General features: G+C 45.8%; 23 protein-coding genes and 1 riboswitch. All 23 genes read right to left on the bottom strand.

The window, feature by feature from the left end:
• Window position 1: 1 nt before the first annotated feature.
• The 23 genes from thiS to rnz all read right to left on the bottom strand — a co-directional run bounded on the left by thiS (window position 2) and on the right by rnz (window position 21169).
• The gene (gene thiS / locus MKY28_RS08575; protein WP_340935644.1) at window positions 2-205 is read right to left on the bottom strand and encodes a sulfur carrier protein ThiS; all 204 of its coding nucleotides are present in this window, start codon (window positions 203-205) and stop codon (window positions 2-4) included.
• A complete protein-coding gene (gene thiO / locus MKY28_RS08570) occupies window positions 202-1374 on the bottom strand; it encodes a glycine oxidase ThiO (protein ID WP_340935641.1) in 1173 nt (390 codons plus the stop codon). The genes thiS and thiO overlap by 4 nt, the downstream gene beginning before the upstream one ends.
• Before the next feature lie 17 nt (window positions 1375-1391).
• A complete protein-coding gene (locus tag MKY28_RS08565) occupies window positions 1392-2054 on the bottom strand; it encodes a thiamine phosphate synthase (protein WP_340935639.1) in 663 nt (220 codons plus the stop codon).
• 226 nt (window positions 2055-2280) lie between these two features.
• A riboswitch (TPP riboswitch) is annotated at window positions 2281-2390 on the bottom strand.
• A gap of 75 nt (window positions 2391-2465) precedes the next feature.
• Window positions 2466-4016: an ABC-F family ATP-binding cassette domain-containing protein gene (locus MKY28_RS08560; protein WP_036613631.1), complete on the bottom strand. Its 1551-nt coding sequence runs from the start codon at window positions 4014-4016 to the stop codon at window positions 2466-2468.
• 138 nt (window positions 4017-4154) lie between these two features.
• A complete protein-coding gene (locus MKY28_RS08555; RefSeq protein ID WP_047843386.1) occupies window positions 4155-5138 on the bottom strand; it encodes a hypothetical protein in 984 nt (327 codons plus the stop codon).
• A complete protein-coding gene (locus MKY28_RS08550) occupies window positions 5125-5676 on the bottom strand; it encodes a hypothetical protein (RefSeq protein ID WP_340935636.1) in 552 nt (183 codons plus the stop codon). The genes MKY28_RS08555 and MKY28_RS08550 overlap by 14 nt, the downstream gene beginning before the upstream one ends.
• Window positions 5673-6071, bottom strand: a complete 399-nt coding sequence (locus MKY28_RS08545; RefSeq protein ID WP_340935634.1) for a hypothetical protein — start codon at window positions 6069-6071, stop codon at window positions 5673-5675. Before MKY28_RS08545 ends, MKY28_RS08550 begins: the two co-directional genes overlap by 4 nt.
• A 16-nt stretch (window positions 6072-6087) precedes the next feature.
• Complete coding sequence (locus tag MKY28_RS08540; RefSeq protein ID WP_017688056.1) at window positions 6088-6573, bottom strand: hypothetical protein; 486 nt, start codon at window positions 6571-6573, stop codon at window positions 6088-6090.
• Between the two features lie 62 nt (window positions 6574-6635).
• Window positions 6636-8702: a hypothetical protein gene (locus MKY28_RS08535; protein ID WP_340935631.1), complete on the bottom strand. Its 2067-nt coding sequence runs from the start codon at window positions 8700-8702 to the stop codon at window positions 6636-6638.
• Window positions 8692-10518 carry an ATPase, T2SS/T4P/T4SS family gene (locus tag MKY28_RS08530; RefSeq protein WP_340935629.1) on the bottom strand — a complete coding sequence of 609 codons (1827 nt, stop codon included), beginning with the start codon at window positions 10516-10518 and terminating at the stop codon, window positions 8692-8694. The genes MKY28_RS08535 and MKY28_RS08530 overlap by 11 nt, the downstream gene beginning before the upstream one ends.
• Before the next feature lie 7 nt (window positions 10519-10525).
• Window positions 10526-11356, bottom strand: coding sequence for a hypothetical protein (locus MKY28_RS08525; RefSeq protein ID WP_315372302.1), 831 nt, complete (start codon window positions 11354-11356; stop codon window positions 10526-10528).
• Window positions 11353-12066, bottom strand: a complete 714-nt coding sequence (locus tag MKY28_RS08520; protein ID WP_017688052.1) for a hypothetical protein — start codon at window positions 12064-12066, stop codon at window positions 11353-11355. Before MKY28_RS08520 ends, MKY28_RS08525 begins: the two co-directional genes overlap by 4 nt.
• Before the next feature lie 76 nt (window positions 12067-12142).
• The gene (locus MKY28_RS08515; protein WP_315372301.1) at window positions 12143-13162 is read right to left on the bottom strand and encodes an SAF domain-containing protein; all 1020 of its coding nucleotides are present in this window, start codon (window positions 13160-13162) and stop codon (window positions 12143-12145) included.
• A 24-nt stretch (window positions 13163-13186) separates the two neighbouring features.
• Complete coding sequence (locus MKY28_RS08510; protein ID WP_339186893.1) at window positions 13187-14665, bottom strand: serine/threonine protein kinase; 1479 nt, start codon at window positions 14663-14665, stop codon at window positions 13187-13189.
• Between the two features lie 226 nt (window positions 14666-14891).
• A complete protein-coding gene (locus MKY28_RS08505; RefSeq protein WP_036673854.1) occupies window positions 14892-15941 on the bottom strand; it encodes an SAM-dependent methyltransferase in 1050 nt (349 codons plus the stop codon).
• Between the two features lie 6 nt (window positions 15942-15947).
• Window positions 15948-16727, bottom strand: coding sequence for an ABC transporter ATP-binding protein (locus MKY28_RS08500; protein ID WP_370739065.1), 780 nt, complete (start codon window positions 16725-16727; stop codon window positions 15948-15950).
• Window positions 16724-17041, bottom strand: a complete 318-nt coding sequence (locus tag MKY28_RS08495; RefSeq protein WP_315372946.1) for a thioredoxin family protein — start codon at window positions 17039-17041, stop codon at window positions 16724-16726. The genes MKY28_RS08500 and MKY28_RS08495 overlap by 4 nt, the downstream gene beginning before the upstream one ends.
• Window positions 17041-17379 carry a cyclic-phosphate processing receiver domain-containing protein gene (locus tag MKY28_RS08490; protein ID WP_017688046.1) on the bottom strand — a complete coding sequence of 113 codons (339 nt, stop codon included), beginning with the start codon at window positions 17377-17379 and terminating at the stop codon, window positions 17041-17043. Before MKY28_RS08490 ends, MKY28_RS08495 begins: the two co-directional genes overlap by 1 nt.
• Before the next feature lie 19 nt (window positions 17380-17398).
• Window positions 17399-18247 (bottom strand): deoxyribonuclease IV, encoded by an 849-nt coding sequence (locus MKY28_RS08485; protein WP_340935626.1) that lies wholly within the window; start codon window positions 18245-18247, stop codon window positions 17399-17401.
• Window positions 18237-19058 (bottom strand): Fpg/Nei family DNA glycosylase, encoded by an 822-nt coding sequence (locus MKY28_RS08480; protein WP_091029323.1) that lies wholly within the window; start codon window positions 19056-19058, stop codon window positions 18237-18239. Before MKY28_RS08480 ends, MKY28_RS08485 begins: the two co-directional genes overlap by 11 nt.
• 6 nt (window positions 19059-19064) lie before the next feature.
• Window positions 19065-19874: a TIGR01457 family HAD-type hydrolase gene (locus MKY28_RS08475; protein WP_340935625.1), complete on the bottom strand. Its 810-nt coding sequence runs from the start codon at window positions 19872-19874 to the stop codon at window positions 19065-19067.
• Between the two features lie 81 nt (window positions 19875-19955).
• Window positions 19956-20102 (bottom strand): hypothetical protein, encoded by a 147-nt coding sequence (locus MKY28_RS08470; RefSeq protein ID WP_157116158.1) that lies wholly within the window; start codon window positions 20100-20102, stop codon window positions 19956-19958.
• A gap of 128 nt (window positions 20103-20230) precedes the next feature.
• Window positions 20231-21169, bottom strand: a complete 939-nt coding sequence (rnz, locus tag MKY28_RS08465; RefSeq protein ID WP_017688042.1) for a ribonuclease Z — start codon at window positions 21167-21169, stop codon at window positions 20231-20233.
• Window positions 21170-21241 lie beyond the last annotated feature (72 nt).

The raw sequence follows: 21241 nt of genomic DNA, 5'->3' as shown, positions 1-21241 counted from the left end.
ATCAACCGCCTCCTACAAAATGTACAATCTCAATTCGATCGCCTTCTCTTAATTCCGTCGTTTCATGATACTCGCGGGTTAAAATATGCTTATTCAGCTCTACAACTACAGTCTTGACATGCAGGTCAAAAGATTGGAGCAATTTATCCACACGATTCAATCTGTCTTCAATCTCCATCCGTTGACCATTAACGATGATATTCACTGCACCACTCCCTTTCTGTTCAATCGCTCAGGGGTCAGCGCCTCAATTCCGAGTTCTTCTGAGCTTTTGCCAGCGAGCAACTCAGCGATAAGCCTGCCTGTTATCGCACTAAGTAAGATACCGTTGCGGTAATGCCCAAAGGCGGCGAACAGCCCGGGTATACTCTTGCATGCACCTATATAAGGCAGTCCATCGGGAGTTGCCGGTCTCACGCCTGCCCACGCTCGTATAAATTGCGCTTCTTTCATCCCAGGCACCCAGTGGGTAGCCGCTGTGATCAGCTTCTGAACACCCTGTACAGAAACGTTCAGATCCGTTCTGCCTGGCAGACTGGTTGCCCCGAGCCAAACTTCGCCATTGGCTTTGGGAACAATATAGATATCCTCTGCATACACCGTTCTGTCAGGTCTGTACCCTGCATGTTCATCTGCGAACTGAACGGCGGCTATTTCACCTTTTACCGACCACACAGGCAAGCTCAGATTCACATGTCTCATCAACTCTTCACTCTGTAATCCAGCCGCTATAATGACATGTTTGCATCTCATCTCGCCGATCGATGTGTTGATCCCCTGCACGCCGTGTTCGTTTGCTTGCACACGTATATCCTGTATGTCCTCCATAACCTGTGCTCCCAATACTTGAGCGGATTCAGCATATGCCTTTGTTAGATGGACTGGAAGAATCTCACTCTCGTAAGGTCTGTAGTAGGCTCCATACGTATCTCTGTTAAGCCATGGTGCCTCCTGTTGCACAACGGAACGATCCCACCACACCTCATCAGCAGAAGCAGACAACGCAGACTTCCGATTGTTCTTATAGCTACTTAATTCACTGTATGAACGAAAAGGAGTTAGGAATCCATGGCGTTGCAGACCAGTCTCTACCTCACTGAGTGTAGCCATTAGCACCTGTTGCTCGATAAGTAACTGCCTGCTCTGCCTGGCAAGCTTAGCCATCAAAGGATGAGCAAAATCCTCACTGTCTGCTGCCAGCATCCCAGCCGCTGCGCAAGAAGTCCCTCCTGCAATCGCCGAACGCTCCAGTAACAGCACATCCTGTCCACGGGAAGCAAGCTCATACGCAATGGCACATCCAACAACGCCTCCGCCTACAATAATCGTTTCTGCATAAATCTTATCCGGTCTATCAGTAATGATCTTTTTCATCCTCTCATCTCCTTGATTCAGCGGCTCAAACTTTCTGTAGCAACGATAGCCTGCCTTAATGATTCAGCGGCCCGATCCGGGGAATCGCTCGCCCATACATTCGAAATCACAGCGACTCCCTGTGAGCCTGCAGAGCGAATAGCGTGAATGTTTCCCGGTTCGATGCCCCCAATCGCCATGACAGGAATGGAGACACCAGAGCACACTTCATCCAGAGCATATAATCCTCTTGGTTCAAGATCAGGCTTACTGTTGGTTGAGTAGACATGCCCGAAGAAAAGGTAATCGGCTCCCCGTTCTTCAGCGATTTTTGCCTCATCGATTGAATGAACAGATACACCCAGACGAATTCGCTGGACATTGCTTATAACAGTAGGGTTATAGTTACGTATCGCTTCTTGTCCCCAATGTACACCGCCATAGATGTCATTCTGTGGTGGCAGTTCTGAACCATTGATAACGATGCGACAAGATGGAACGCCAATGCGACGCAGACTTTCAGCCCAACCTATCTTGTCTTGCCATGTGAGTTGTTTTTCTCGTATGTGAATATAGTCCACCCATGGCCAAACGTCCTTTGCAGCTTTTACAAAAGATGCTTGATCCCCTGTACCCGTAGATACAACATGCAATTCAAATGATTCGTGAACATGTTCATGATAAATTACCGTACTGTTCATCTCCTTTCAGGCGTGAATGCTATGAAAACACAAAAAAGCCACTCCCGTAGGGGAGTGGCTGCGTATTAATTATAGGACCAGATGACTGACTGATACATACAGTTCATTTCGTGCAATAAAGCTATAGACCTTATAGCCATAACGTTATACACGCAACTGCATGTTTCAATTTACTAAGCAAGACGGTTGAATTCTTTCGAATTGCCGTTTGCTCACGTCATTCACTGAAACGCGCTCGCCACTTCCCTACGCTGGTATGATCCAGATCAGGTGCAAAGGGTCCGGAATCGCATTCTTCCATCTCAGCCACATCGTGCGGCCCCCCTAGTGTTCATATGAAGTTGTAGCCTATGTTACCATAGAAGGATTTTTTTGTCACCGTTCATTTCTATTAAGCGTTGCTTGAATTGTCTAGTTTTTCTCAGACCATTCTTCAACATTCCATGTTTTGGTAACCCAACCCTCGTAGAAATCAGGTTCATGAGATACCAGCAACACCGTTCCCTTGAATTCTTGCAAGGCACGCTGTAACTCAGCTTTAGCTGTGACATCCAAATGGTTCGTCGGCTCATCGAATAGAATCCAGTTGCTTTCACGCATCAAGAGTTTGCATAGACGAACCTTGGCTTGCTCTCCACCACTCAGCATGTTAAGCGGACGGGTAATGTGCTCATTTTTCAACCCGCAGCGAGCGAGATGACCCCGGACTTCATTTTGGGTCAAATGTGAAAACTCATTCCACACATCCTCAATCGGCGTGATATTCCCAGCACGAACTTCCTGCTCAAAATAGGCCGTTTCGAGATAATCTCCCAAGAAAGTCTTTCCACTGAGTGGAGATATTTTTCCCAGGATGGTTTTCAGCAGTGTTGATTTACCCACACCATTACAACCTACGATGGCAATTTTTTCACCACGTTCAATTGTCATTGTCATCTTAGGCAGCAAAGGATACGTATATCCAATTTCAAAATCAATGCCCTCAAAGACCGTTTTGCTACTCGCACGGGCATCCTTGAATTTGAACGTTGGTTTGGCCGCTTCATCTGGACGATCAATACGTTCAATTCTGTCCAGCTGTTTCTCCCGGCTCTTCGCTCGACCCGAAGTTGAAGCACGTGCCTTATTACGCTGAATGAAATCTTCTTGCTTCTTGATGTACTCTTGCTGTTTCTCGTATGCATCAATATGCTGGGCTTTATTCATATCAGCCATCTCAAGGAACTTGTTATAGTTCGCTGCATATCTCGTTAATTTGGCAAATTCCAAATGATAAATGACATTTACGACTTCATTCATGAATTCCGTGTCATGGGAAATTAAGAGGAACGCATGAGGGTAGTCCTTCAGGTAACGTGACAACCATTCAATGTGCTCTACATCCAGGTAGTTGGTCGGCTCATCCAGCAAAAGGGCTGTAGGCTTCTCAAGCAGAAGCTTGGCAAGAAGCACCTTTGTACGTTGTCCACCACTTAGAGCTGCGACATCCCGATCAAGACCAATTGCGGACAAACCAAGTCCATTGGCCATCTCTTCCACTTTTACGTCAATCAGATAAAAGTCGCCCTGTTCCAGTTGTTCCTGAATATCGCCCATCTCTTCCAGCAACTGCTCTAGCTTATCTGGATCTGCATCTGCCATCTGGTCCGTTATATTCATCATTTCTTTTTCTAATTCAAGCAACGGAAGGAAAGCATCTTTAAGAACGTCACGAATGGTTTTGCCTGGGGTAAGCTTCGTGTGCTGATCCAGATATCCATAACGGACCTTAGGTGTCCATTCCACTTTTCCACTATCTTTAAGCAATTTACCGGTAAGGATGTTCATTAATGTGGATTTACCCACACCATTGGCACCAACAAGTCCTACACGCTCTCCGGCAAGTAAACGAAACGATACATTTTTAAATAACGTGCGATCTCCAAAATTGTGACTTACGTTCTCTACTGACAATAAACTCATAAGATGAGGTTGCTCCTATCTATTAGACATTACTTTTATTATTGTTCCGAAACCCTATTCTAGCACAGGTCCCGTCTTTTCTGAAAGTAATGTAAACAGTTCAGGAACCTCTTACATAATTTTGTCATACAGGCTACCCTAACGATTAGAGCATTTATATTCGAAATAGCCTTGTGCAGCTGCTTGTCTTGCGTCTGTAAACACCTCTTCAGCACGGTAACCATTACCACAAGTGGAGGGATAATAGTACTTGATACCCGTTAAAGGATCTACCCCACCTACGATGGCCGTTTTCTTCACAAGTCTGCCTCCACCGATTGCGTAGTTGTTGATCTTCTGGTCACCCACACCTATACCTTGGATAAAGGCCATAATCCCTGTATCGTTAATGGAGTTGTACCAATCTTCCTGCGCAATCAGGGGCATCGTAAACGTATAGGAAATACCGTTCTTTCTGGCAAACTCATTATGGCGGTTAATCACATCAGCCAGATCATCCTGCACAGTAGTCACAATCCGGCTTTGTCTAACTTGCTCAAATACGCTGGTATTCTGAAGTAAAGGAATCTGAGAGCTAGCAGCGAGTTCTTTTTGAAATCCTTCAATCCATTTCCCTGCGTTTGCGTCATAGGCATATACGTAGTCGTCCAGTGTAAAGTTAATACTGTTACCATTAGAATCTGAATATGTATAAGGTTTCTTGGGGCTCCACACTTGCCTGAAAGAATCTTCACGATGACCCGTCAACTCTGTTTCTGTGGACATCATATAATAGCCATCATAATCCAGAATAACCACGGCAGGAATGTAATTAAACATGTTTCGAATAGCTGCGGGATCATCCTGAATCCCTATATTCAAAGCCATCGTCTGCGTAAATGTTAACAAGGCAAGCTCTTTGTCCGCTTTAACAAACTTGGTTGAATCATAACCCGCTTCATCATTTTGTTTCTCATTTTGATGCATCACTGCACCTGCATCCATGACTGCAGTTTGAAGTGCAGATCTGTATCGTTGACCAAGATATTGAGCCTCTTCGGCATCTTGGGTATGGAGTGAGATGATCCAGAAGAGCGGGAAAAAGATCAGCACGAATACAATGGAAAGCTCAGTAATCTTCATTGAGGACCATACCTCCGTATGTTACAAATACTGCTGAAGCCTGAGCCGCACCACTCAACCATTCACGAATAAGCATGGAAGGTGTCCGATTTGTATTTTGGAGAGTCACGGTGAAAAAATCCCCTGTCGTCAACGTATATCTTCGGCCAGGATCATCAACCGGTATCACACCTGAGGATGGGAATAGTCTTTCTCGAATCTGAGCTGCATAATATCCATCCTGCACTACCTCATAGGTCCCGGTAAAACTGTTATTGTCCATCGGGTCTGTATAATGAGGTACATATTTCTTATGTAAATGTTCCATCGACAACTCATACAGATTGCCCGTCTGGGCCAGTTGCTCCTCAAACTCAGCCAACATTCGAGGTGAAATATATCCTTTCGTTCGGACAGCATCAACAAAACGTGTTACATTCTGAACAGCCGTCATACGTGCTATATCATCCTGCCGATCGGCTGTTTCAGCAGCTGGGTACACATAGAGCAGAAGGACTGCGAGCAATACGGCAAGCAGCTTGGATGCGGCATTAATCAATTCACACTCGCCTCCTTCCAAAAAACAATCTTGAGCAGTTCTCCAGTTTCATTTCGTATAAACTCTGGTCTGTAGGTGGCATCGAGCTGGACAGGAATCGTCGCTGTTTTGCTGACAAGTGGATCGACCACATACGAAGTTCCATCTACCTCCACAGGAATGCCTGTGCCTGTCATCTGTCTAACGGTATGCAGCACTCCCGCACCATTATACTGATACGGATTAGTGGTACGCAGTGTTGTTGTCAGCCGACCTTCCATGCCTGCTGTTGTCTGTACTCTGTCGTTCAAGGCCGCTGATAAAATCTTAACATTCTGTTGCCCGTACAGGCAGGCTGTCACAAAAAGGACAACCGCCGTACAAAACAACATGAGATGCTGTGTATTCCGGGACATGTTATACCAACTCCTGTCAGGATTGCTGGAAGATCAGCCCTCTTACCACGTTAGAACGGTCTTTTACGATAATGGCTTTGAATTTACCACTTGGATTGACATATTGATTGTCTTTTTCACTCATGGTTTGGTTAATAATACCCACCTTATCTTCAGGTCCAATAACAGAGCCATAATCCGCATTATTGAGATCCTGAGAAATATTCAACTGATTACCGTACCATTGACCAGCTACATTTTTACCCGTAATCACTTTAATACCAAACTGTTCCTTGTCCGCATATTTACGTAGTGCGTTGGTTACCTGAGATCCACTGATGGTTGTTCCGTCATACACCGTAAATGCGGCCTGAGACAACTCGGTCTGGATATCAGCAAAATTGTTCTGGGCCGTCTTGGTTGCCTCCTGAGCCGAAATAAACAACAGAACTACAATTGTGATCAAAGCGATTGTTAAGAATATCCCTGCTGCCACCTTTAAAGCGCTTGATGCATTGTTCATGATAAATCCTCCCAAGTTATAAGTTATTAAACTATTTCAGACTGTCACACAGATGAATTGTGCTACAGTTTCTGAATTTGCTCATAATAAATGCTCATCTGCAAGAAACTCATACCGACCAATGGAATGACCAGATACAAAAAGATAAGGGCGTACATAGGTGTAAATCCGATGGTTCTGCCCCATGATGCTTTGACATCTATCATTTTGCTGTATTCCTGCTTGCGTTGTTCAAAATAAAATTCCATCATGCTCTCGAGATCATCGAAGGCTTCAAGTATTGAGATTTTGCCAAGGGCAAGCTGTAATTTATCAACCAGTCGCTGGAACTCGGGCAAGCCCGCCTCTTCCTTTAATTGTTCAAGTGCAAGCTCTGGTCCATGTTCAAAATGCAACAAACATTTTTGGAGCGGGCGCTTGAAAATGACGGCAAATCGATTTAGCCACTCCAATATCTCCTCGACTGACATCCGGTCCATCTCACGCAAAATGGAAATCACTGTCTGGAATTGATAGATTTCATGTCGCATATCCAACCTTCGCATTTTCCGCTGAAATAACATGAGCCATACGGGCATGTAGTACCCCGCTGCACCCATGAGAATGGCTATAATCATTTCCCACCAGCGTACATATTGTTTGTTATATACCTCAAGTTTCTGCATAATGCGCGTGATGGTCTCATTCTGGGTATCATGGTCTAACTGAACTGGAGATAACTGCTGTAACGCTTTGGAGACTTCTTCGTATGTAGCTCCTCGGTTCATTTCTACACTTTCCAGCACGGATTGATCCAACGCTGTTTTTTCCTCAGCTTTCCTGAGATCCGCTTCAGCCATTGCACCAAACATTCGATCATCGCGGATTGGATCATACAAGATATGATTACGTTCAACCTGGTGCAACAGCAAGATGCAACCCATTGTAAGGACCAAACAACCTGCGAATAACAACACTCGTCGAATGGCAAGCCATTCGTATTTCAACTCTGAACTGCTCTCCCTCATGAGCCGTATCGTTTGACTGTACTGTGTACTGCCAGGTTTCGCCGCAAACAACATCGCCAATTTCCGTATGAAGATTTGCTTGTACAGAAACTGATCCAACCATGAATGCTTATGCCCTGACCGATAACGGGTCTCATCGTATTGCTGGAGTCTTTGCAGAAGCAAATAAGCAAGGATGATGATCACATAGATCGATATTTTGGTAACAAAACCGATTTTGCTGCGATAAAATTCATCCATCGTTGGGAAACTGACTCTAGCCCAGCGTTCGATTGGAGCGGTGAATAATACCGGAGCGAGGGCGATGATATTAAGTCCTTTGAGCAGGTAATCCAATTTATCACGCCGCAAAATCTCCAGATGAATCTCCTGAGTCAGATTACCAAGTCCCTTGAGATAGATAGACCCTTGTGCTCTGTCCTTATCCCCGAACTCCATGACCATATAGGAAACGCCTGCGAATCCTTTGAGAAAACGGTTGGGAGCCACTTCATAATAACGCTCAAGTGCTTCATTTGGATCTGGAGAAGTTAGAGCTTCGTAGATCAGTCTTACTTGTTCTGCTGCTTCTCCTGTACCTGCTTCAGCGGCTTCATAGAGCGCTTCCTCAACCATGCCATGCTGATGATACCGATGCCTTACATCTGCAAAGAGATCCAACATCTGCACCAGTAACCTTTTCTCCATACGACTAAGGCACATATCCAATACCAGGCTGTTTAGTACCACAGCACAGAGCACGGACAGTATTACAAAAGCGATACCCGGCTGCAGAAGAAACAGAATGACACTTATGCCGCCATAACCTCCAAGAATAATTAGAACCACTGTCATCGTCAGCCTGCGAAGTGAGGGCTCATCCCCAACATGGCGGAATGAAATACGTTTCTGCACCTGTAGAATATAAGCTGATAGCAGTGGCACTTTCATTCCAAGACGGTAGGACTGCAACAAGATTGATCCCAGTCCCTTGAATCCCTTCCCGGTAGGAGCAAAAATCACGCCGGATTGACTTGTTGAACCACCTCCTCTGTGACGTAACATACTTAAAACCAGAAGTGTGATCAGCAAACCTCCTGCACAAATACTTAATACGAGGAGCAAAATCCATTTAATTGTCATGCTGATCACCCCAGTGTTGCTTCATAAACAGTTCAAACTTCTCGGCATCCTTTAATGTCATCTGTTCTCGCATATCCACCATGCTTCCAGAGGAGATTGGAGCTGTTGCAACATACGCTCCATCTCTGTACTCCACAACATTATGAAATGTAAAACCTGCCCTCTCTTCCACGCTATCACCTTGATTCGCACGAGGAAGACACTCCGTAATTCGTTCGATATATCTTCGTCCCTCAGCATCTTTCTTCATATGAACATCGAAGTTGATTACACTCACAACCTGCTCCTCAGCAATATGCTCATGCTGGAACATACCTGTCTTGAGCAAGGAATTACGGAGGGAGAAGACCAGATCACGAAACGTTTTGGCATGGTGGGTAAACAGGGTGAACAGACTGGCAACCTGAGACATTTGAATCATCCATGCGGCCACCTCATCACTCGCAACCTCACCGAGAATATTGACGGTACCATCCGTTTTTTTCTGCAAATCAAGCCCTTGTTGACCTGAAATGTGTTCGGTCTCTCGGAAACTCAAAATATTACGCCGACTATAGATCCGTCTTAATTGAAGTTCAAACGCCATCTCCTGCACCCGAAGGGTGTACGATGCATAGATGTGTTTGACCATAGCCATAAGCAACGTTGTTTTACCAGAACCCTGCGCCCCGGTCACAGCTGTGATCCGGCTTCCCTTCATCAGGTATTGAAGCAATGTAATTGGCAGATCTGCGTTGTTACCCGTAATTAACTGTTCAAGTGAAGCATTCGGAATATCGAACTTCCGGACGAAGAATGCCCACGATTCTGCAAAAGGAGGTCTAACAACAACGACACGGGAGCCGTCTTTCATCTCGTTCACCTTGTATCCACTTGCTTCCGACAACTGTCCGGGATAATTGTATTTGTATATATTCTGGCATACCCTTTTCAGTTCACGGATGCTTCCGAATGACAGAAAGGATAGATGAATGGACTTACCTTTATAGAAAATCCAGACACTTTCCATGCCGCTAAGCGGTTCTTCATGTGCATCATCCACCAGTCCTTGATCCAGCAAATCATTCCATGATGCCGGTTTTCGAAGTCCCATATTATGAAGAGTATCAAGCATACCGCTAACACCACCACTAACACCGTCAATACGCTGGTCCCTTATCTCATCAACAACCGAGAATCCTTTATAATGTTGGTAGATACGTTGCACGATGATATCCGTCTTTTCTCTGAATCCAAGCTCTCGATATTCGCACTCGAACACATACTGAATATCCTCCTCAGAGATATAATAACTTCCTCCGTCGTCCGTACCTTCCTCCATTCTCAGTCTGCCAAGATCGTAGGTATCAATCATTCGGGAGAGTGCATCCACACCGAATTGCTGTCGGTACAGATAAAACACAATTTCGAATCGGTCCTGGACCGTCAACAAATCTGGTTCTGCAAACAAAATAACTTCATCTACATTTGATTTGTTCAGCCCTATGCTTCGGGTCAGGAGATCCCCTATCAGATTTTTGACATACGTTTTGTCGCTGATACTGCCTGAGACACAGCCCTTCAGTGCTTTTCTCATCTCGGCACGTTGATTAATTCTTCGACGATATTCTTCTTCATGCAGACCCGCATCCGCGAGCTGACTATGACTAAGCTCATGAAGTGAGTTCTTCACCTTCTCAATCAACATGTCAATCGTGAATGATTCCTGTTCAGGAACACGAGCATTCTTTTCACGAAGAAACGTTCTATACTTGAACCAGATATAAGTCAGGCACAGAATCAAAATCAAACTTATCCATATGGTATTCCAGAGCATCGGAGGTTCAGGCTCCCCTTTCCAGCCTCTTCAGAACTGTGCGCATACCTGCACCGTCCATAATCAGGCGAGCGAGTTCGCTCATGCTTGCAGCAAAACTCCCTTTACGAATATCCTTATCCTCAGTCAAACTTTCCAACTGCAAGTATCTAGCGACATCTCGCCGATTCATTGCATCCAGGTATCCGGTTGTGTACGGTATCGCAGATATCGTGCCTTTGTATCTGAACTGGCGCCGAATATTGGAAAGCGTTGCACGGGAATGCGAATCGTATTTGTTAATGACAACATGTATATTCTTATTGTTCATTCGTTCTGGCAGGATCTCTTCAAAGAACAACTCCAGATTTCGCATATTTTGATCTAGATTAATTACAACATAGTCCGCCTGTTGCAGCTTGAGCTGTGAATCAACACCAGCATGATCCGCATCCAGAAGAACCAGATCATAATACTCGTTAGCTACATTTAGCAGCTTTTTCACAGTCTCACCATGTTCCTGCGGGGAACGTTCCATCTCATCAATTCTTCCGGTTAGGAAATCAAGTCTTTCCTTCAGAAGTGGCTTGGTATAATCCCTGAGATTGTGCTTATTCAGACTGCCGCTCGAATGCAGCCGTTCAATCGCATCCCAGCCACCCTCTTCAAAGGAGAACATAAAATCCGCTGAATCCGTATCTTTGGATGGTAGAGCAGCTTCTGTGCCAGTTCCGGCAAGGCCTGCATTAACAAGTAACACTCTTGTCCTATAGTGAAGTGCCATCGCATAAGCACTAATTAATGTGCTTGAAGTGCAACCTGTTCCTGCAAAAGGGCTCCAAAAGGTAATGGTGCTCATGCTCTCATCCTCTCTGCTTCTTTCATCGCACGGCGACTGCGAACACTTTCCCAACCTGTTAACTGCTCGACCACGCGACACAACGATTTTTTGTAATTTCGTGACAGAGGTCCAAGATGAACTCGGCGATGATGCTCATTCTCAAGCTTAACCGCAGCTGTTAACTCATCCCACGGAAGCACTAAGGATTCTCCTGTCCACACAAATGGACTGCCTTCCAGATACGCCCATAGATAACGAGCTTCAAGCTTGCAGTCAACCCCGTTAATTAAGAGCCGCTGAAATGACAGCTCACCAGGTAATGACTGTTCTTCAAGCAACCGCTTCAACCAGCCCTTGCCACGTTCCAGATTGTAACGCTCATAATCACTCACCCAGACTCTTACATCAGCGGTTAGCCAGAGATTACGTGAAGCAAAATGTGAGGTCTCCATGTCATATAACACATAGTCATAACTATCCAATCGCTCGCCATTTACTTCAAGATGATTCTCTACTGCTGCTGAAGTAACAAAATGACAAGCGATATCAAATCCTTCAAATTCCGTAATTCGCAAAGACTGCTGACTGTCACCTACACCGTACCCATACTTCTGCTGTAAGGTTCCATCTACGAGCAAAACCTTGTTGCCTGTCGAAGCCAGTATCTTGCAAAGATACAGCATCAGATCATTCTTCTCACATAAACCCGCAAAGATCCATGTATGCATAGATGTTACAGCTCCTTTCTTTTTTCTAAAACTCCTTGTTATCTGAATTATTCTAAAGTAAACCTCAGATTTCGCTCTATTCTCCACCCGTTAGCAAGCTCTGCTGTTCTGTTTGTAAAGCTTCAGCAGGATCATTTACGCTTCCAGGATTAGCTCCTGCTCCGTTTCCTGAACCATCATTCCACATCACTCCATCCGACGTTGCCGGATTATTGGCTGATGGACGACTGTTATATGTAACTGAGGATTGTGCCACATCCTGTTCAACCCCTTTTGACGGTGCTGTCATGGAAGCGGCCAGTGAACTTTCAAGCGAACTTCGCACCTGTCTGGATAATTCCTGTTCGGCTCGTCGAACAATATTTGGATCACTCTCCAGCAGTTTTAACACTTCTGAATTGGCAGGATACGTCGCGATTGCAGGTGTCTGAAACTGTGGTTCTACATAGGTTAAGGCATAGATTGAAGCTTTATGTAAATAGGCATCTACAATTGCACTTGAGAGTGACAGAATTTCTTCCTCCGTCATCGTAATCCATAAGGTAGCTGCATTGAGTCGTTCCACTTTTTTCTTCGATAAGAGAACATAGTCTTGTCCGGTAGGGAATTGGATACGAACATCAATAATATCTCCCTTAACAAGTGAGGACGGCAGTAATACAACTTGCAGCTCTCGATTTCTTAAATCAGGCGGAGCCGGTACATCCTCATACACCATCTCGGTGGTAATGGCTGTTCCTTTTTTCAACTCTATTTTGGCGACTTGGCCTTCCATCTGCTTCGTACTGGACCAGAGATTTCGCGGTGCTTGTGCATCCGGAACAGCAATAAGCTTCAGATCCTCCGGTAATATCGGTTCACCTGCTTCAATATCCCGAATCGTAACCCATCCTTGTGCTCCCGAATCCCATTGTTGCTTTAATTCAGCTTCCTTTTCCTCATATGCCGATAAATAACGGGCTTCTACAGCTGACCTGACATCCCCCATCGTTTTGACATTGTAAATAACATATCCTCCGAACACCAACCCTACAGCTCCTGCTCCGATAAGTCCGGCATAGATCAGTTGACGGCTTTGTTTTCTTAATTTAGACAAAAGAGGCTCTCCTTTCGTAATCTTCTAATCATGTACTTTCCTTCTTGAAAAGAATGAACGTTTCTTGGGCTGCTGTGCCATCATATGCATTAAAATATGTGAAAACACTTTATCCATCTGTGCGTCCTTGTCAAAAGGATCAATATGTAACGGCAGACCATATACACTCGATGTATCCAGAGCTTTACGAATGCGCTGAACAGCCTCACTTGCTGCCAGGGGCAGACAATATATCCATTTCTCTCGTGGATACCGATGATGTGATCGAACAAAAGCACCAATCTCCGCCTGTCTCCATTCGGCACCTGAGCCTATAACAATAGGTAGATCTGCACGCAGGAATTCTTCCAGCCGGTTCTGATCCTGACCACTACCGAGATCCATCACGATGAACTGATAACTCCCCCCAAGCAAAGACAAAATATCCGCTCGCCCGGATTGTTTCCAATAATGCACACCATCGACTGCAAACTGTCTGCCTGCTGGCACCGGTTTACCCGCTTGAGCGATTTGTTGAATCCTTGCAAAGGATTGAGAGCGAGGTGACATTTCAATCACAGCTACTTTGAAGTTTTGCCTTTCGAGATAATGACTGATAGCTATAGCCGTATGGGTAACCCCTACACCAGATGAAGCACCAGTCAGGGCAATAACTCTTGTTCCCCCATTCAAGGTCATCGTTGTATCTCCACCAGGCGTTGTTCCGCCGGGTATTCGGAGCAGTTCCTTCCGCACCTCATCGGCAGATTGGAATCGCTCTTCGGCATTATACCTTAACAGTCTTCTCGCCACAGGGATGTATGTCCGCGGAACATCACTCCGGATAGAGCTTTCCACACCCTGAATCCATTCCGTATACGCACCACTTGTCATAAGATACAGGAGCAATGCTCCGAGTCCATATAGATCTGAACGCGCATCGGTCTGACCCGAGCCATATTGTTCTGGAGCGGCGAAACCAGCGGTTCCCAACTTAACGGTATCTTCAGCACTTTGCGGTTTGTAACTTCTGGCGATGCCAAAATCAATTAATCTTACTTCATGTTCCGGCGTGATCATGATATTTGATGGTTTCAGATCCCTATAGATCACAGGTGGATTCAGATTATGCAGATAACTCAACACATCCAGCAATTGAAGTACAAGCTCCGTCAACTGCTCCATCGGGATCTTCCCACGACACTGCTTGAAATACTCACTGAGCGTTAACCCGTCGATGTATTCCATCACCAAGTACGTGTACCCGTCTTCATCCGGGACAAAAAAATCAACAATTTGCGGCAATCTTGGATGACGAAGTGATGTCAGAAGAGCGGCTTCCGTCTCCATACTGCCTTCATATGGCATAATCGTTACACTCTCTTTAATTGCCCATATCTTGCCCGGCAACTTCAGATCCTCCGCCTCGTATACATGGCTCATTCCGCCTGTTCCCAGAATGGATACGATACGATATCTACCTCCCAGCAGGCTTCCGCGTTCCAGCCTGGCCGGATGTCTCATACCAATTCCTCCTTCAATACACAACAAAAAAGGGAAAGCTTCACCGAAGAAGAACAGACCGGATATCCGGTTTTGTTCGCTTCGGGATGCTTTCCCTCAGGTTTGTTATGGTTAATATTGGTATCATTATAGTACAGGCAGGAACAGATTGTAAAGCACAAAATTTGATGAGCTTATCGAATCAATTTCATAATACCTTAAGCTGCTTTAATCAAGGCTATATCTCTTAATATTTGACCATATAAAGTGTAATCTCTTCCCGGTTGTGAAACAGCTGCTTGGAACGTTGAATTTGCATACGTGAACGCTCAAACGTATCGATGACATCTTTAATCATTGCCAACGGTTTTTTATGCAATAACTTCACGGTAACGATCGCTGTTCCTCCGGGTTGCAGGCTATATAGAAGATCCGATACAAGTCGGCTCATCAGCTTCGGACTCCAACTCATATCACATACGAGCAGGTCGAATTCTCCTTCGCGGAAGCGCACATCCCCTGCATTCTTTTTCAAGAAGGTCAGTTTGGGTGATGCCAGCAGCGTTGCATCCATCTTCGCCGGATCTACCGCCGTTACTTCAAGCCCGCGTTCAAGCAGGAACGAGGTCCATCCACCTGGTGCAGCCCCGATATCAAGTGCTTTATGAAATGAAGTAAAGTCAATGCCAAACGTTTGCTCGGCTTCAAGCAATTTGAACTTAGCACGCGAGATCTGCCCATCTTCTTTTTGAAAACGTACGGCCCCCCCGCTCCAGTCTGACAGGTTCTGTTCAGGTCTGGATACGCCAGCATACAACATATCATTCGCAGCAAATACGGAAATGACATATTCAGCATCACGTACAACCCATTCACTGCCTAACTCATCCAGCTTTTCAGTTAACAGTTGCTTCAATGAGGCTGCATTTTCTTGCCAAAAGGCCCCTTCTGTCTTCCGTACCTGTAGCACGACAGAGGCACCGTTCAATTCCTTATGATTCAACACAAATGCAATCAATTTCTCAATAGACTGCTCCGAATCTTCTGTATTCTCCTGAAACTGAACAGGTTGAATATGACGTAAAAACGTTGGATACTCTGCCCACAGCTTATCTGCAACTTCTTCCTCAGCTACAGGCAGACCCGCAAGCAGTATTTCTCCTGGTACGAGTACCGTGCTCTTCACCGCACCAAACGTACGGCGCAACTCTTCCTGAGCATAAGGGGCAAAGCCATGATTGGCTGTGCAGATAAAACGGGAGAAGTTGCCTTCTTCCCAAGACGATTGTGTACTCAAATTGTGTTACCCTCCAGAACGTACGCGTATCCACGGACGACCATTATCCCACTGGATATCGACCGGAACATCGTACGTATGCTTAATTGTATCTTGTGTCAAAACTTCATGTTTGGGGCCAGCTGCCGCAATACGTCCATCGCGGATCAAGGCCACATGTGTAAATAAAGGTACGATCTCTTCAACATGATGTGTTACATACACAACTGTAATGTTACGCTGGCGCAGACGATCAATCTCAGCCAGCATTTTCTCACGTTCATATAAATCTAGGCCGGCACAAGGCTCGTCCATAATCAACAATTTTGGCTCGGCCATTAATGAACGAGCGAGCATGACTTTTTTGCGCTCCCCTTGGGATAACGTTCCAAGCGGGTTGTTAGCCAGGTTGGCAAAATCCATGTCATCCAGCAAACTCATTGCCTTTGCTTTTACTTCATCCGGAATTGTCTGATAAAAACGCAAAAAAGCATAAGCTCCTGTAGCGACGACCTCCCATACCGGATCTCTTGGTGTGAGTTTCTCAATCAAAGTTTGGCTGATATAACCGATTTCCTTACGAACTTCCCTGACGTCACATTGTCCATACAGATTACCAAGTACTTCAATGCGCCCCTGGCTTGGAAACATATATCCGTTCATCATTTCCAATAACGTTGTTTTGCCAGAACCATTCCGACCCAGAATAACCCAATGTTCTCCTTGTTCGATGCGCAAATGTACGTCATCCAAAATCTGATTCTCTTCTCGTCTAAGTGAAACATGTTCCATCGAGATTATACTCATTTCAGCACCGCCTTCCGGATCTCCGAGAGCAAATGCTCCACAGAGCTCATCCGATAAACCATTTTTGGAACATCTTGCTGGCCGTCAAAAAGCATCACTGCTGGAACGCTTGAAATTTGAAATTGTTGTACAAGTTCAGGAATGTCATGGATGTTCATTTCGGATAAAATACCTTCTGGCAGCATATGCTCTACTACCTCCAACATACGACGGGCTGCCGCACATGTCCCACATAAAGGGGTATATATAAATACAGCCTGTGGCATGCCTTCCCATACACTGCGCATTAACATTTTTGATGTAATTGGCTTCATTAACTTTCTTCTCCCGCGGCAACACGCAGCATGACCTCACCCGTCATTGGTCCATTATGAATGGTTACCGAATCCGGTTTATTGCTATATAACATCTCGTACATCTGGCGTTTCCCAAACATACTGGACGTATGCAAATAGATCTCGCGCGGAAATAAACCTTCTCGTACAATAGATGCCGCGACCTCACCGCCATTGGGCGAATCTGGACCAAGCTCATAATCCAGAGACAAAATGTCCACGTCACCTTCTCTTAGCAGCATCAGGCACTCTTCTGCATTCGTTGCCAGAACAAATCCTTTCGGACATGCCCGATAGTCATCCAAAAAAACATGCATACAATCGCTCCTCTCCCCATTATAACCAGGAACGCATGAGCGCTATATCATCACGGTGCGTTCCATCTTCGCCCGTTTCTGTCTCGAGCACAACAACCGCTTTTTGGAACTCAGACGCATTTAACAATGCTTTCATTGATTCATTTCCAATATATCCCTGTCCGATCCTCGCATGTCTATCCTTACACAAACCAGACGCATATTTGGAATCATTAAAATGTACAGCAGCAACATTATCCCAGTATCCGAGCACCCTGCCCTTATCGAGCATCGCCGCTTCGTTGCCTGACGACCACAAACCTGAAGCAAAAGCATGGCATGTGTCAAAACAAAAAGCAATATGCTCCGGATATCGGCTTAATTTGCGAATCTGTATCATTTCTTCCATTGTCGTGCCCATCGGGCCATGATCACCTGCCTGATTTTCAATCAGTACCTTTGAGTGTCCATTCCAATTCTCCAAGGCGGTATCCAGACAATGAATGAGGTTCTGATAACCCTCCAGCGGATCGTTTGTTTTGATATGTCCAAAATGGACCACCGTCCCAACAGAACCGCAAGCATTCGAAATTTCAAGATCATTGCGAATAGAAGCTATTGTAGCATGAAACCCCGCCTCTCCACGGGTCATGCCCAACGCCGGATTCGTGGGATAGGGTGAATGTGCAATCGATGCAAGTCCCTGCTGTTCACACCAATCCCTGCACTGCTCAGCATCCTTGAGATCCAGACTTTTCAGGCCAAGACTACGCGGGTTCTTCGGAAAATATTGAAACGCCGTTGCCCCCATCACATGTGCTCTCTTGGCTGCCTGAAGAAATCCGCCTCTGGTGCTGACATGTGCCCCGATTCCGGTTTTAGGCTTCATGCTGGCATTTCGGACAGAAGAATGCCTTCTTGCCCGTAATTTCCACTCGTTCAATCGTTCCCCCGCAGCGCGGACAAGTCTCGCCTTCCCGATCGTATACGCGACATTGCTCGTCAAAACTTCCTGTCTTCGTATCCCCTTGCATCAGCGGCATTTCCATATAACCGCCCTCAGAAGCTGCTTCACGCAACACGGACTGCATTGAATGGAACAAACGCTCCGTCAACTCTGGTGAAGTCGCGATGTTCTGCGTTTTGGAGCTTGGTCTCAGACCGGCAGCAAAAGCAATCTCATCCGAATAACAATTGCCAATCCCCGCAATAATATGTTGGTTTACCAGTGTTGTCTTGAGCGTACCCCGGCGGCCTTTCAACAGGGAAGCAAAACGTTCCACATTCATCCGTCGATCCAAAGGTTCAGGTCCAAGATCAGACATCGCCTCTTCGGTTTCTTTCGAAGTAAGCAGATGTAAATAACCCAAGCGTAGTCCGATAAAGAATAAAATGTGATCGCCAAACTGAATTTCCACTTGTGTGGAACGATCAGGACGTTCTTCTTCCGTGCCCCAGAAAATCATACCACCCAACATGAGGTGCAGCACCAGACGTTTGCCATTAGCCAAGTGGAAAATCAGATGCTTCGCTCGGCGTTCAACAAATATGATGCGATTACCTGTAAGTTCATTGATAAACAGATCAGGCTCCGTATTTATCGTTTTATCGCGGTTAATTACCACACCTGTAATCAGTAGATCAAGTATTTTCTCGGACAGCAAGGTCCGGTAATTTTCCATTTCCGGCAGTTCCGGCATCGTACATTACCCCTTTTTGGAAGCTTGGTCTGCCTCTTGCGACAGCCACTCCATCAATTTATGCAAATCTTCAAACACATGATCAGGTCGAGCCTTCGCTGCTTGAATGTGTCCATCCATATTATCCCGTGTTGTCACACCGGTAAGTACCAACAGCGTCTCACACCCTGCTGCCACTCCAGCTGCAATATCGGTTCGCATATTATCTCCGATCACTGCCACTTCATGAGACGCCAGGTTTAGCCGGCTAATGGCTGACTTCATTATAACACTCGATGGCTTGCCAATAACGGTAGGATGAACTCCGGTTGCTGCTTCAATTGCTGCTCCAATAGTCCCCGCCCCAGGTGTCAGTCCATCATCGGAAGGAAGCTGCAGATCCGGGTTGGTCATGATGAATTTTGATCCCGCATTAATCCACCTTAGCGCCTTGGTCAGTTTATGATAGGAAAATTCACGGTCAATCCCCTGTATCACGTAATCTGGTGCATCTTCCGTCAGCTGTAGTCCTGCTTCTTCTATGGCTTCCAGCAGTCCTGCTTCTCCAATACATGCCACTTTTGCACCCGGGGAATCTTCAGCAACATATTCAGCAGCCGCCACAGCAGAAGTACATACTTGAGACGCGTCCGCAGGTATGCCCATCCCGTTCAGATGATCTGCCACACCTTGTGGTGTACGGGAAGAATTATTTGTTACGAATAAATACGGCTTTCCTAGCTCTTGCAGTGTTCGAATAAGCTGATCGGCTCCTTCGATACGATGTCTGCCATGATAGAGCGTACCATCCAAGTCAATCAGATAGGCCTTAATCACACACAGCACTTCCTTTCTTCATTCCATTAACGTTTCATGTCCTTAATCATTTACCTCGAACTTGACCGCGAACCTATGTATTCAGGCAAAAAATAATGGCTTGCTGGCATATGCACGCAACAAGTCGAACCGGATCGAACACCGACGGTTTAACTCGCGCGTCTTCTGTACAAGCTTGTCATTTCCTGCGCTTTCCCGGAAAATAATTTGAATCATTTCCCTCTTCATATTGCCCATCCTACACGCTTTCTGACCAGATTGCAAAAGGGACCGCGGGAGTTCCTCTCCCTCAGTCCCGTGCAATTACCCGGATCTTTATATGACGTGTTTAGCCGTGCACTGGTTCGCAATCAGGGTTAAGATTCTTGCTTGCGATGCACGACAGGAATAAGCTGGTGTTCGTTTGCAAGTCTGGTATTCGGGAATACGGACTGCGCCTCTTCCAAAAGTGGCTGAAGTTGATCCTCATCCTTATAGCGTGAACTAAAGTGAGTCATGATTAGTTGCCCTACATTGGCTGCTCTAGCCGCTTCTGCCGCTTGCTTAGAAGTACTATGATAGTACTCATGCGCTGTATCGGCCAGATCATGCATGAATGTAGCTTCATGTACAAGTACATCTGCATTGATGGAAAGTGGCTGTACGTTGTCACATGGACGTGTATCACCCAATATGGTGATCACCATACCTCGTTTTGGCGCTCCCAATACATCTTCTGGACGAAGCGAATCACCGTTATCCAGCGTAATGGTTTCTCCACGTTTCAGTCGGCCGAACAATGGGCCTGGCTTCAAACCATATTCCGCCAGTTTGGCTGGGTCCAGGCTTCCTGGACGATCTTTTTCGGTAATCCGGTATCCATAACTGTCAATCCGATGCTCAAGCAAAGCAGCTTCCACGATAAAACTGTCATCCTCGAACAGGACACCGCCCGTATGTTCCACGATATTCAGATCATAGTTAACCCGGGATTGGCTCAACTCCATTGTTGTACTGATCATTCGTTCCGTACCTGGCGGACCATATACGGTTAATGGTGTGGTGCCACCTTGATAGGCTCTGCTCGAAAGCAGTCCTGGAAGTCCAAATACATGATCACCATGCAGGTGAGTAATGAATATTTTCTCCAATTTGCTTAGTTTAAGCGGAGAACTTAAAATCTGGTGCTGCGTTCCTTCCCCGCAGTCAAACAACCACAAAGCTCTGCGCTCATCCAACATGCGTAGCCCAATGGAAGTTACATTCCGTTGAAGCGTAGGTACACCAGCATTAGTTCCCAGGAAATATAGTTCCATTCTGGATCGCACCTCTTTCTGTTGCCAGCAAAAAACCTCCGACAATGCGGAGGGCTTTGCCTGACACTCTAC

The sequence above is a fragment of the Paenibacillus sp. FSL R5-0473 genome (assembly GCF_038004565.1).
In the GTDB taxonomy this organism is placed as follows: domain Bacteria; phylum Bacillota; class Bacilli; order Paenibacillales; family Paenibacillaceae; genus Paenibacillus; species Paenibacillus amylolyticus.
The sequence above is the reverse complement of the archived record's forward strand: the minus strand, read 5'-3'. Positions and strand labels throughout refer to the sequence as shown.